This is a genomic window from Kribbella sp. NBC_00889 (assembly GCF_045207705.1).
Taxonomy (GTDB): domain Bacteria; phylum Actinomycetota; class Actinomycetes; order Propionibacteriales; family Kribbellaceae; genus Kribbella.
Window position 1 is genome coordinate 2,083,834 of the sequence record NZ_CP108783.1, and the last position, 12,221, is coordinate 2,096,054.

The following is a 12,221-nucleotide window of genomic DNA, read 5'->3' on the forward strand; positions in this document are numbered from 1 at the left end:
TCCGGACGCGTCAGGAGTTGCCGCGCTCGCACGCGATGCCGTCGCCGTTGCGGTCCAGGTCGCGCGAGTAACCGGGATCGCCGCGATGGAGCGGCGCCTTGCCGGCGGCGCGGACCTCGGCGCAGTCCCGGTACTGGACCGCGCTCACGACCGATGTCGACGAGGTCGACGAGACGGTCGGCGTCGCTGACGGCCCGGGGGCCGTTGGCTCGACGACCAGCGTTCCTTGCGGCGTGGGCGACGGTTCCGGTGCCGGTGTCGACGTCGGCGTGCGCTCGATCTGCCGGGTCGGCTTCTCGGTACGACGCAGCGTCGGCGACTCGGTGGGTGCGACCGATGTGGACCGGATCGCCGTTGGTTCCGGGGCCGTCGAGGTGACCGTGTCGCCGCTGCTGAAGGGCTTGTAGAAGAGCAGCACGCCGATGAGGGCGAGCGGGACGACGACGACCGCCGCCAGCTTGACGGTGTTCGGACCGCCGTACCGTCCGAACGGGCCGCGGACCGGGCGCCCGCGCTCGTCGACCCAGAAGGACCATCCCGCCGGGGCCGGCGGCCACGACTCGTTCGGCCGCCAGCGTCTCGGCGGCCGCCACCGCGCCGTCGGCGGATCGGGCCAGTCAGGCGGTGTGTTGAACTTCCTCACGCAAACCTCCCCCAGTACGCCCAGCAGCCTAGCGAGAGCGGCGCCAGAGGCAAGGGCCGGGGTCGGAACCCCTTGTCTTCATACGCTTGAACGGTAGTGAGTGCTAGGTCTCGTTGACGGACCCAGCCGGGGCGTGTGAAGCTCGGTCCATGACGGAGACTCAGGAGCAGACGCGCAGCCGGACCTTCTCGTGGACCGACCCGGCTCTGACCGCGGCGCGGATCGGGACCACGTCCGGGCTCGAGATGCTGCACGCGATGGGCAACGGCGAGATCCCGGCGCCGCCGATCCTGCAACTGGTCGGCGCCACCGGGATGGAGGCAGAGGAAGGCCGGGTCACCGTGCTGATGCCGGCGCAGGAATTCCACTACAACCCGCTCGGCACCGTGCACGGCGGGATCATCGCGACCCTGCTCGACACGGCCGCCGGCTGCACCGTCCACTCGACCTTGCCGGCCGGGTTCGGCTACACCTCGCTGGACCTGATGACGCGTTTCATCAAGCCGGTGACGATCAAGTCGGGTCTGCTCCGCTGCGAAGGCGGCATCGTCAGCCGCGGCCGCCGTACTGCGGTCGCGGAGTCACGGCTGTTCGACGAGGCCGGCGCGCTGCTGGCTCACGCCACCTCCACCTGCTTGATCTTCGAGCTGCCGACCGCCTGACCTCAGCCGGCCAGGAGCTTCTCCGTGCCGACCAGGCGGACGCAGGTGGCGAGACCGGCGATCGCGGCCTCCACCTCGGGGAGTTCCGGGTACGTCGGGGCGATCCGGATGGTGCGGTCGGCCGGGTCGTCGCCGTACGGGTGGGTCGCGCCGGCCGGGGTGATGGCGATGCCGGCAGCCTTCGCCTTGGCGACGACCTCGCGGGCGCAGCCGTCTGCCACCTCGAGGTTGACGAAGTAGCCACCGGCCGGGCTCGTCCACGTCGCCAGCCCGGTGCCGCCGAGCTCGGCGGTGAGGATCTTGTCGACCGCGTCGAACTTCGGCCGGATCAGGCCGGCCAGGTTCCGCATGTGCTCATGCAGCCCGTCGGCGTCGCGGAGGAACTGGACGTGCCGCAACTGGTTGATCTTGTCCGGCCCGATGCTCCGCTTGACCGTGTGGCTCAGCCACCACTCGACGTTCGCGGGGGACGAGCCGAAGAACGCGACGCCGCAGCCGGCGAAGGTGATCTTCGAGCTGGATCCGAACACGAAGGCCCGGTCCGGGTGACCGTTCTCCGCGCACAGCGCGAGCACGTCGGCGATCTCCGCCGGCGCGTCGGTCAGGTGGTGTACGGCGTACGCGTTGTCCCAGAAGATCCGGAAGTCCGGCGCCGCGGTCTCCATCGCGGCCAGCCGCCGTACGGTCTCGTCGGAGTAGACCGAGCCGTCGGGGTTGCTGTACTTCGGCACGCACCAGATGCCCTTGATCCGGGCGTCCTCGGCGACCAGGCGCTCGACCACGTCCATGTCCGGGCCGTCCGGCGTCATCGGCACCGGGACCATCCGGATCCCGAACCGCTCGCAGATGCCGAAGTGCCGGTCGTACCCCGGCACCGGGCACAGGAACGCGATCTCCGGCTGGTCGGCCCATCGCCGCTCGGCGCCCGGCACCAGGCCGAGCAGTGCGAACACCACGGCGTCGTGCATCAGTTCGAGGCTGGAGTTCCCGGCGGCCAGCAGTTGCTCGACCGGCACCTGCAGATCCGCCGCGAAGATCGCCCGCAGCTCGGGCAGCCCGTTCAGGCCGCCGTAGTTCCGCAGGTCGGTCCCGTCGGCTCCGACCGGATCACCGTCGAGCCCGAGCAGACCGTTGGCAAGATCGAGCTGCCGGGGTGACGGCTTCCCCCGCGTCAGGTCCAGCTTCAGCCCTTTGGCCACCAGCGCCTCGTAGTCCTGGCGGGCACGGTCACGCTGGGCGGTCAGCTCGTCGACGCTCACGGGAGTCCTTTCACGGTCGGGTGATGGTCCAAGCCTAGTGATCACCCGACCGCGACTGTGGACAGGGTCAGCGCTTCCGGCAGTTCGGGAAGCGCGGGTCCGTCGGCGGGCAGTTCGGCCAGCCCGGCGGCAGCTGGATCGTCGGCGGCGTACCGGGTGGTCCCGGTGTCGTCGGCGGCGGAGGCGGCATTGCCCTACTGCCGTTCGACAGGTACAGCGTGATCTTCGCACCGGCTGGTGCGCCGTCCTCCTGGCGTGGGCTGGTGTACGCGACGGTGCCTGCCGGTGCGTCCGAGTCGACCGGCGCCGGCGCGACCTCGGCCTGGAAGCCCAGCTGCTGCAGCTGGACGATCGCGATCGGAGGGAGGACCCCCTTGAGCTGTGGCAGGTCCTTCACATCGCCGCGGATCGTCTTGTCGTCCGGCTGCACGAAGTGGGTCGACGGCAGACCCTTCAAGGCTCCCTGCAGCGCCGTCTCCCAGATCGGCCCCGCGGTCCCGGAGCCGGACGCGTTCCCGATCTTCTTGCCGTTCAGCGTCAGCCCGGCCAGGTCCGTGTACTTCGGCGTCGCGTCGGCCACCACCGACGCGGCCGCGAGCCTGGACGAGTAGCCGGCGAACCAGACGGCGATGTTGCCGTTGATCGTTCCGGTCTTGCCGGCCAGGTCGCTGCGGCCGAACTTCAGCCTGCTGCCGGTGCCGCCGTCGCCCATCACCTTGTTCAGCACGTAGTTGACGCCGTCCGCGACCTGCGGGGTGAGCGCCTGCTTGCAGCTTTGGCCCTTGACCGGGATCGACTTGCCCTTGCTGGTGGTGACCGCGGTGACGAGGAGCGGTGTGCAGAACTTGCCACGGGCGGCGAAGGTCGCGTACGCGTTGGCCAGCATCAGCGGCGTGATCAGACCGGCGGACCCGAGCGTGAACGACGGGACCTGCTGCAGCGGCTTCATCGTCTGGGCGTCCTGCATGCCGAGCTTGGACGCGATGGTGGCGATCGGGCACAGACCGACCTGCTCGGACAGCTGCAGGAAGTAGGTGTTCGTCGACGCCTTCGCCGCGTCGATCATCGACGGGTCCAGGATCGTCTTGGTCGAGTTCTTCGGCTTGTAGTCCGGGTCGGACGCCGTACCGCTGCAGGTGCTGAACTTCTTGCCGCTCAGGTCGATCTGCTGCGGTGAGGTGATCCGGTAGGTGAGTGGGACACCCTTCTCGATCGCGGCCGCGATCGTGAACGCTTTCATCGTCGAACCGTTCTGGAACCCGCCGTACCCACCGGCGTAGGACTTCTCGACGTTGTAGTTGTACGACGTCTGGCCCTTCCCGTTGCCGTACGGCTTGCTCTGGGCCATCGCCTTCACCAGGCCGGTGCCGGGCTCGACGATGGTGACCGCGGCTACTGCCTGGTCAGTGGGCTTGGAGTGCTTCTTCATCGAGTCCTCGGCCGCTTTCTGGATCTTCGGGTCCAGCGACGTCCGGATCACCAGACCGGCGGTCTCGATGTAGTTCTCCGCGGCCTGCGGGGTCTTGCCGAAACTCGGATTGTTCTTCAGCTGGGAGACGATGTACTCGCAGTAGAACGGGTACTTCGAGTTCGCGCAGCCGTTCGGTACGTTGCGGACCTTCTTGGGATCGATCACCGGGGTCTTCAGCGCGGTCGCGGCCTGCGCGGCGGTGACGATGTTCAGTTCCTGCATCCGCCGGATCACCACGTCGCGGCGCTCCTTGGCCCGCTTCATGTTGTTCGTCGGGTCGTACCCGGTCGGGTTCTTCACCAGACCGGCGAGCATGGCCGACTGCGGCAGCGTCAGCCGGGACGCGTGCACGGAGAAGTAGTGCAAGGCGGCGGCCTCGATGCCCCAGGCACCATCACCGAAGTTCGCGAGGTTCAGGTACTTCTCCAGGATCTGGTCCTTGGAGTACTCCTTCTCGACGGCGATCGCATAACGGAGCTCGGCGACCTTGCGTTCGTAGGTGTCGGCCGTGGCTTCCGCAGCCTCGTCCGGTGTCTTCGCCTTCTCGACCAGGTTCATCTTCACGTACTGCTGGGTGATGCTGGAGCCACCCTGCTGGACCGCACCCTGCGACTGGTTCCGCAGCAGGGCGCGCAGGGTGCCCTTCAGGTCCAGTGCGCCGTGCTCGTAGAACCGGTCGTCCTCGATCGCGACGATCGCCTTGCGCATCATCGGGCTGATCTGCGGCAACGTCACCGGTACCCGGTTCTCCTGGTACAGAGTGGCGATGAGCGAGCCGTCGGCCGCCTGGATGATGCTCTTCTGGGAAACCGGCGCCGCCTTGAGGTCCTGCGGCAGGTACTGGACCGTGTCGTGGGCTTTCGCTGTGGTCACCCCGGCCAGTCCGGCGAGCGGAAGGGCCAGGCCGGCGACGAGCGCTCCGGCGAGAGCGCTGGTCAGCAGGAAGAGAACCACTGACTGGACGACCTTGGGGCGGGCCGGCTCGCGTCTGTGCATGGTCCGGCAGATTAGTCCCGGAGGGGCTTCACCGGGACATTTTCGTCACGGAATTAACACATCTGCCCAAAGATCTTACCAACTGTGACGATTCGGTCACTGCGAGGTAGCGGTCTTGCCTTGAGCGGGTCACCGGATCAGGACCTTGAGGGCGTCGCGGTTGTCCATGGCGCGGTAGCCCTCGGGGACCTGGTCCAAGGTGACGGTCTGGTCGAAAACCTTGCCAGGGTTCACCTTTCCGGACAGGACGCCGGGCAACAGACGTTCGATGTAGGCGCGGGCGGGCGCCGGTCCGCCGGTCAACGTGATGTTGGGGCCGAACAGACTGGGGAAGCCCACCGGAGCATCGAGGTACTGGGGTACGCCGACACGGCTGATCACGCCGCCCGGGCGAACAACACCAACAGCCTGCTCGTACGCCGGCAGGTGGCCGACGGCCTCGAGTACGACGTGTGTGCCGTCGCCGCCGGTGAGTTCGCGGACCTTGGCGATGCCTTCCTCGCCGCGCTCGGCGACGACCTCGGTCGCGCCGAACTCGACGCCGAGGTCGGTCCGCTTCTTGTGCCGTCCCATCAGAATGATGCGCTGGGCACCTAGTTGCCGGGCCGACAGTACAGCGAGCAGGCCGACCGCGCCGTCGCCGATGACCGTGACCGAGGTGCGCTCGTCGACGCCCCCCTTCAGAGCCGCGTGGTAACCCGTCCCGTAGACGTCGGACAAGCTGAGCAACGACGGCAGCAGCCCGGAATCCTCGCCGGCCGGAACCTTCACCAGCGTCCCGTCCGCGAGCGGAACCCGGACCGCCTCCGCCTGACCGCCATAGACGCCGTTCGCGTTCCAGAACCCGCCGTGCCGGCACGACGTCTGCAGATCCTCCTGGCAGAAGTCGCACGTCCCGTCGGACCAGGCGAACGGTGCGATGACGAAGTCGCCCTTCCGCAGCGTCGCCACGTCGGCACCGACGTCCTCGACCACGCCGACGAACTCGTGTCCCATCGACTTGCCGCCGGGGATCGCCGGCAGGTTGTGGAACGGGTGCAGGTCGCTGCCGCAGATACAGGAGCCGGTCACCCGCACCACCGCATCGGTTCGTTGCTGAATCACCGGGTCCGGTACGTCGATCACCCGTACGTCGCCGGCGCTGTACATGTAAGTCGCTCGCATGGTCTCAGTGAAGGTCACGGAGCGTGGGCGAGGGAGTCACTGTCGTTCCAGGTAACGCCAGTGCCTCCCTTGCGATCGCGACGGTCCGTAGTGTTGACGACATGGACCATCGAGCCGAGATCAAGGAATTCCTCAGCTCCCGCCGTGCCCGGCTCACCCCCGAGCAGGCCGGCCTGCCGATGTACGGCGGCAATCGCCGGGTGAAGGGACTGCGGCGCGAGGAGGTCGCCCTGCTGGCGGGCGTCTCGGTCGACTACTACGTCCGGCTGGAGCGGGGAAACCTGGCCGGCGCCTCGGAGAGCGTTCTCGAGGCTCTCTGCCGCGCGCTGCAACTGGACGACGCCGAGCGCACGCACCTGTTCGCACTCGCCCACGAGTCCGACGCCACCCCGGTACGGCGCCGCCCGGCGGTGCAGGGGGTTCGTCCGGCCCTGCAGCAGATCCTGGACGCGATCACCGATGCGCCGGCCTGGATCCGCACCGCGCGGTTCGAGGTGGTGGCGGCGAACCGGATGGCCCGCGCGCTCTACGCGCCGATGTTCGCGGATCCGCGCCGCCCGGCCAGCACGGCCCGGTTCATCTTCCTCGACCCGGCCGCACAGGAGTTCTTCGTCGACTGGGAACGCGCGGCCGACGACATCGCGGCGGTACTGCGATCCGAGGCCGGCAAGAACCCGCACGACAAGGCACTGACCGAACTGATCGGCGAACTGTCCACCCGCAGTGAGACGTTCCGGACCCGGTGGGCCGCGCACAACGTCCGCTTCCACCGGACCGGCGTGAAGAAGCTGCACCACCCGGTGGTCGGCGACCTCGAGATCAACTTCGAGGCGATGGAGTTCCCGTCCGACCCCGGCCTGGCCCTGGTCGTCTACACCGCGCCGGCCGGCTCACCGACCGCGGACGCGTTCCAACTGCTGGCCAGCTGGGCCGCCACCCAGGACCAACCCGAAATCGTTGCCCAAGACAAGGACTAGCGGTCAGGAGACCGAGCGGATTCGGTTGGGGGCGGCGGAGCCTCGGATGATCAGGGTGGTGGCCAGCTCGACGTGGTGTGAGGCAACCTTCTCGCCGGCGGCGAGTTGCAGCGCGGTGCGAAGAGCGACCGCTCCCATGTCGCGGAGCGGCTGCTTGACCGTCGTCAGTTGCGGCGACGCGAGCCGCGCGATCTGGGTGTCGTCGAAGCCGACCACGCTCAGGTCCTCGGGGACTCGCAGACCGCGGGCGCGGGCTGCTTCCAGTACGCCGAGCGCGACCTCGTCGCTGCCGGCGAAGATCGCGGACGGCCGGTCGGGTCGGTCCAGCAGCGCCGCTCCGCCGGCGAGGCCGTCGTCGTACAGGAAGTCGCTGAGCCAGATGTAGTCGGACGGCACCGCGGCACCGACCGCCTCCATCGCACTCCGGAACCCGCTCATCCTGGCCTGGTTGCAGCCTGACGTCGGCGGACCGCCGACGTACGCGATCCGCCGGTGGCCGAGCGAGAGCAGATGCTGGGTCGCCGCCATGCCGCCGGCGAAGTTGGTCGAGCCGACGCTGGTCACGTCGGGCTGCGGGATGTTGGCCGGGTCCACGACCACGAGCGGCAGCCGGGCCCGCGACAGCGCGGCCAGGTCGGCGTCGGCCAGCTCACTGGTGATCCCGATGGCGGCCCGCCGCCCGGACGCGATCACCTCGCGGATCCACCGGGCCGCCCGTCCGGAGCTGGACGTCTGCGGGTGCGGCGGATGTGCGTTCAGTATGACGTCCACCCCGGCTGCCTGACCGGCGTCGACGACGCCCTGGATCACCTCGACCGAGTACGCGTTGACGATGCCCTGGTAGAACAACTCGACCGTTTCCCGCTCGACCGTCTCCGGGCGGCGGCCGACGTACCCGTGCTTCTCCAGGATCTCCTGCACTCGCGCCCGGGTCACCGGCGAGACGTCGCTGCGCCCGTTGAGCACCTTGGAGACCGTGGCGATCGACACCCCGGCGGTGCCGGCGACGGTGGCCAGGGTGACGCGTCCCTTCAACCGTGACATCTCATCACCCTCCTCCCGGGGCATCGGCGGTGACCGGGGTGCGGTCGACCGGCGTGGTCAGCATGCGCTCGTGACCCACCACCCTCACATCCCCGGTGATCCGGACGACAGCGCGACACGGCAGGTCCTGCGACGACGTGCCGAGCATCACTTCGATGGCGCCGGGCTCGACGATCCGGCGCAGATCCGGCCCGGTGTAGGCCGTGCGATCCGCGTGCACACGGAAGGTGACGTCGACCGCCGCACCCGGCTCGAGCGAGACCCGAGCGAACCCGGTCAGCAGCTTCAGCGGCCGCGCGATCCGCGCGACGACATCGTGCAGATAGAGCTGGACGACCTCGTCACCGGCCCGGTTGCCGGTGTTGCGGACCCGGACAGTCGCGGTGAACTCACCGTCGTTCCCGATCTCCGTCGCGCTCAGCCGCAGGTCACCGACCTCGAACGTCGTGTACGACGCTCCGTACCCGAAGGGGAAGAGCGGCGCGGCCTCCAGGCCGCTGATGCCCGCACTCTCGACACTGCCCAAGGCCGGCTGCAGGTAGGTCCCCGGCTGCCCGCCCACGTGCCGCGGGATCTGCACCGGCAGCTTGCCACTCGGCACAATGCGGCCACTCAGTACGCCGGCGATCGCGGCGGCACCCTCCTGACCGGGGATGAACGCCTGCACGAGTCCGGCGACCCGGTCCGCGATGTCACCCAGCGCATAAGGACGCCCGGAAACCACCACGACGACGACAGGCTTGCCGGTGGCAAGCAACTGGTCGAGCAGCTCGCCTTGGACTCCCGGCAACCGCAGGTCCTCGGCGTCGCAGCCTTCCCCGGACGTGCCGTGGCCGAACAGTCCGGAGAGATCACCGACGTACACGATGCAGAGATCGGCGTCGCGCGTAGCGGCGACGGCGGCCTCGAACCCGGAGCGGTCGTCTCCCATGACGTCACATCCCTTGGCAGACAGGAATTCGACGTCCGGGAGTTCGTTGTGCAAGGCATCGACCGGCGTGACCACCTCGACGCCGAGGCCGCGGTCCGGGTACCGCGGCAGGACGTGGTTGGGGAAGGCGTAGCAACCCATCAGGGTCCGCGGATCGCCGGCACACGGCCCGACCACCGCGACCCGGCGCAGGTCGGTTGACAGCGGCAACGCCGATCCAGCGTCGAGCAGGATGACCGAGCGCTCGGCGAGCTGCCGCGCGATGGCCCGGTTCTCGGCCGAGTCGAGGTCGATCGCCGCTGCGCCGACCGAGCCCGCCGGGGTCCAGTCGGGATCGAGCAGACCGAGCCGGGCCTTCTGCAACAGCAGCCGACGGGCCGCGCGATCGATCAGTTCCTCGGACAGTTCGCCCGATTTCACCTTGTCCAGCAGGCCGGCGAAGCCGATGGTGTCCGGCAGTTCGACATCGGTGCCGGCTGTCAGCGCGACCGCGCCGGCGTCGGCGTTGTCGGCGGCGACCCGGTGCATCGACGCGAGGAACGGCACGGCCCAGTAGTCCGAGACCACCGTGCCGCCGAACCCCCATTCGTTGCGGAGGACCTCGGTGAACAACCAGGAGTCCGCGCTCGCCGGCAGCCCGTCGATGTCGGAGTACGAGCTCATCACCGATCCGGCGCCGGCCGTCGCGATCGCGGTCTCGAAGGTCGGCAGGATGATGTCGAGCAACTCGCGCCGTCCCATCGACACCGGCCCGTGGTTGCGGCCGGCCCGGGACGCGGAGTACCCGGCGAAGTGCTTCAGCGTCGCCAGCACGCCCGCGCTCTGCAGCCCGCGGACGTACGCCGAGCCGAGCATCGCGACCAGGTACGGATCCTCGCCGATCGTCTCCTCGACCCGACCCCACCGATAGTCGCGGACCACGTCCAGCACCGGCGACAACCCTTGATGAACGCCGACCGCGGCCATGTCACGGCCGATCGCGGCTGCCATCCGCTCGACCAACTCCGGATCGAACGTCGCGCCCCACGCGATCGACGCCGGGTAGACGGTCGCGCCGTACGTCGTGAATCCGGTCAGGCACTCCTCGTGCACGAGCGCGGGGATCCCGAGCCGGGAACTCTCGAGCACGACCTCGTGCTGCCGGATCAGCTCGGCCACGCCCTGCTCGACCGTTCGAGGGACGCTGCCCCAGACCCGGGTCAGGTGGCCGAGGCCGTCCCGGCTCGCCTCGGCCAGCGACGGCGCGGCACCGGTGGCGAAGACGTCCTCCATCGGCGCGACGTTGAGGGTCTCGTCCGCGGGCAGCTCGGTGTCGGCCATGTCGTTGCCCGCCCAGCGGCTGCCCAGCTGTGCGATCTTCTCCCGAAGCGTCATCGCCTGCAGGAGCAGTTCGACCCGCTTGTCGGCCGGCAGTCCCGGGTCCCGCCACGGCTGGTCGCTCGAGCTGGACAAGAAATTCTCCCTAAATCAGCGCTCTTGGTTGTGACAAAGTATCGAAAAGTTTCGAAAACTTTAAGCGATCGTCGCCGTCCTCACAAAGTCTGGGAATCACCTGTGTGACCAGGCGATTCCGTGACCTCACTGTGACCGCAAAGAGCCGGTAGTTCAAGTCTTGACAGCGACAAGTTCGAAATCTACGTTACGAAACATCTTTTAATTGTCCGGTGCTTCCGCGACCGGCGGAGCAGCATGGAGTACGGAGATCACAGTGGATCCCATGGCGACATCTCGGCGTACGTTCCTCGGCCTCGTCGGCGGGGGCGCACTGGCGGCCGGCCTCGCGGCCTGCGGTAGCTCCGGCCCGAAGACCACACCTGGTTCGACCACCGGCGCGGCTGCCGGCACCGGCACGACGTACTGGTACCTCACCGGCCAGCCGCAGGAGGCCATCCGGGACGCGCAGGTCAAGCGGTTCAACGACGCGAACTCGGGCAGCCAGATCAAGACCACCAAGTTCCAGAACGACGCCTTCAAGGCGAAGATCAAGACCGCCATCGGTGCCGGCCAGGGACCGACGCTGATCTGGGGCTGGGGCGGCGGCGGCCTGAAGGCCTACGTCGAAGCCAACCAGGTCGAGGACCTGACCGACTGGTTCAACCAGCAGACCGACCTGAAGAACTCGATCTTCCCGTCCGCCTTCACTGCGGCGACAGTCAACGGCAAGCTCTACGCGGTGCCTGGTGAGACCGTGACGCCGATCGTGCTGTTCTACGACAAGCGCTCGTTCGAGAAGATCGGCGCCGAGCCCCCGCAGTCGTGGGGCGACATCATGGACCTGGTGCCGAAGTTCAACGACAAGGGCATCGCGCCGTTCTCGCTCGGCGGTCAGTCGCGCTGGACCAACATGATGTGGCTCGAGTTCCTGTTCGACCGGATCGGCGGCAGCGAGGTCTTCCAGAACATCTACGACGGCAAGAAGGACGGCTGGTCAGACCCGTCCGCACTGAAGGCGCTCGACGAGATGCAGAAGCTGATCAAGGCGAACGGCTTCATCAAGGGCTTCTCGTCCATCACCGCCGACTCCAACGCCGACCAGGCGCTGCTCTACACCGGCAAGGCTGCGATGATGCTGCACGGCGCCTGGACCTACGGCAACATGAAGGCCTCCGGCAAGGACTTCGTCACCGGTGGGCACCTCGGGTACATGAACTTCCCGCCGGTCGACGGCGGCAAGGGCGACCCGACCGACACCGTCGGCAACCCGGGTCAGTACATGTCGATCTCCTCCAAGGCGAGCCAGGCCGACAAGGACAACGCGAAGAAGTTCATCGCGAACAACACTCTCGACGACGCCACGGTGGATGCCTGGGTGAAGTCCGGCAACATCCCGGTCGTGAAGAGCGCCAAGGACAAGCTCTCCTCGATCACCGACAAGAACGACGCCGCGTGGCTGAACTTCGTCTACGACACCGCGGCGAACGCGAAGAACTTCGCGCAGTCCTGGGACCAGGCACTCAGCCCGACCCAGGCCGAGACGCTGCTCGACAACATCGCCAAGCTCTTCCAGCTGTCCATTTCACCGCAGCAGTTCGCCGACAACATGAACGCGGTGATCGGCCAGTGACCGTGCTGAT

General features: G+C 68.1%; 9 protein-coding genes. 3 read left to right on the top strand and 6 right to left on the bottom strand.

Translation table 11 applies throughout. From position 1 onward, the window contains the following. Nucleotides 1–10: 10 nt before the first annotated feature. Complete coding sequence (locus OG817_RS10190; protein ID WP_406053445.1) at nucleotides 11–643, bottom strand: excalibur calcium-binding domain-containing protein; 633 nt, start codon at nucleotides 641–643, stop codon at nucleotides 11–13. A 149-nt stretch (nucleotides 644–792) separates the two neighbouring features. On the opposite strand from OG817_RS10190, the gene OG817_RS10195 reads away from it, so the two are divergent. Beyond that, on the top strand, nucleotides 793–1,305 hold the full coding sequence (locus OG817_RS10195; RefSeq protein ID WP_406053447.1) for a PaaI family thioesterase: 513 nt from the start codon (nucleotides 793–795) through the stop codon (nucleotides 1,303–1,305). Between the two features lie 2 nt (nucleotides 1,306–1,307). On the opposite strand, the gene OG817_RS10200 is transcribed toward OG817_RS10195, so the two are convergent. The 3 genes from OG817_RS10200 to OG817_RS10210 form a co-directional block, all read right to left on the bottom strand. Next, complete coding sequence (locus OG817_RS10200; RefSeq protein ID WP_406053449.1) at nucleotides 1,308–2,564, bottom strand: aminotransferase class I/II-fold pyridoxal phosphate-dependent enzyme; 1,257 nt, start codon at nucleotides 2,562–2,564, stop codon at nucleotides 1,308–1,310. Between the two features lie 67 nt (nucleotides 2,565–2,631). Continuing rightward, nucleotides 2,632–5,031 carry a penicillin-binding protein gene (locus tag OG817_RS10205; protein ID WP_406053451.1) on the bottom strand — a complete coding sequence of 800 codons (2,400 nt, stop codon included), beginning with the start codon at nucleotides 5,029–5,031 and terminating at the stop codon, nucleotides 2,632–2,634. A gap of 129 nt (nucleotides 5,032–5,160) precedes the next feature. Continuing rightward, nucleotides 5,161–6,195 carry a zinc-binding dehydrogenase gene (locus OG817_RS10210; protein WP_406053453.1) on the bottom strand — a complete coding sequence of 345 codons (1,035 nt, stop codon included), beginning with the start codon at nucleotides 6,193–6,195 and terminating at the stop codon, nucleotides 5,161–5,163. A gap of 101 nt (nucleotides 6,196–6,296) precedes the next feature. Between OG817_RS10210 and OG817_RS10215 the strand changes: the two genes are divergently transcribed. Further along, nucleotides 6,297–7,172 (top strand): helix-turn-helix transcriptional regulator, encoded by an 876-nt coding sequence (locus OG817_RS10215; protein WP_406053455.1) that lies wholly within the window; start codon nucleotides 6,297–6,299, stop codon nucleotides 7,170–7,172. 3 nt (nucleotides 7,173–7,175) lie between these two features. Here the strand turns inward: OG817_RS10215 and OG817_RS10220 are convergent, their stop codons facing one another. Together OG817_RS10220 and OG817_RS10225 are read right to left on the bottom strand one after the other, a co-directional pair. Continuing rightward, nucleotides 7,176–8,216 carry a LacI family DNA-binding transcriptional regulator gene (locus OG817_RS10220; RefSeq protein WP_396393304.1) on the bottom strand — a complete coding sequence of 347 codons (1,041 nt, stop codon included), beginning with the start codon at nucleotides 8,214–8,216 and terminating at the stop codon, nucleotides 7,176–7,178. A 4-nt stretch (nucleotides 8,217–8,220) separates the two neighbouring features. Further along, complete coding sequence (locus OG817_RS10225) at nucleotides 8,221–10,599, bottom strand: glycoside hydrolase family 3 N-terminal domain-containing protein (protein ID WP_406053458.1); 2,379 nt, start codon at nucleotides 10,597–10,599, stop codon at nucleotides 8,221–8,223. 265 nt (nucleotides 10,600–10,864) lie between these two features. On the opposite strand from OG817_RS10225, the gene OG817_RS10230 reads away from it, so the two are divergent. Beyond that, entirely contained in the window at nucleotides 10,865–12,211 is a 1,347-nt protein-coding gene (locus OG817_RS10230) for an extracellular solute-binding protein (RefSeq protein ID WP_396393306.1), read from the top strand. The last annotated feature ends 10 nt before the right edge of the window (nucleotides 12,212–12,221 follow it).

Bases quoted from the DNA above. Each gene is read 5' to 3' on its own strand.
- OG817_RS10195 (WP_406053447.1), top strand. From the start codon at position 793: ATGACGGAGACTCAGGAGCAGACGCGCAGCCGGACCTTCTCGTGGACC.
- OG817_RS10205 (WP_406053451.1), bottom strand. From the start codon at position 5,031: ATGCACAGACGCGAGCCGGCCCGCCCCAAGGTCGTCCAGTCAGTGGTT.
- OG817_RS10210 (WP_406053453.1), bottom strand. From the start codon at position 6,195: ATGCGAGCGACTTACATGTACAGCGCCGGCGACGTACGGGTGATCGAC.
- OG817_RS10215 (WP_406053455.1), top strand. From the start codon at position 6,297: ATGGACCATCGAGCCGAGATCAAGGAATTCCTCAGCTCCCGCCGTGCC.
- OG817_RS10220 (WP_396393304.1), bottom strand. From the start codon at position 8,216: ATGTCACGGTTGAAGGGACGCGTCACCCTGGCCACCGTCGCCGGCACC.
- OG817_RS10230 (WP_396393306.1), top strand. From the start codon at position 10,865: ATGGCGACATCTCGGCGTACGTTCCTCGGCCTCGTCGGCGGGGGCGCA.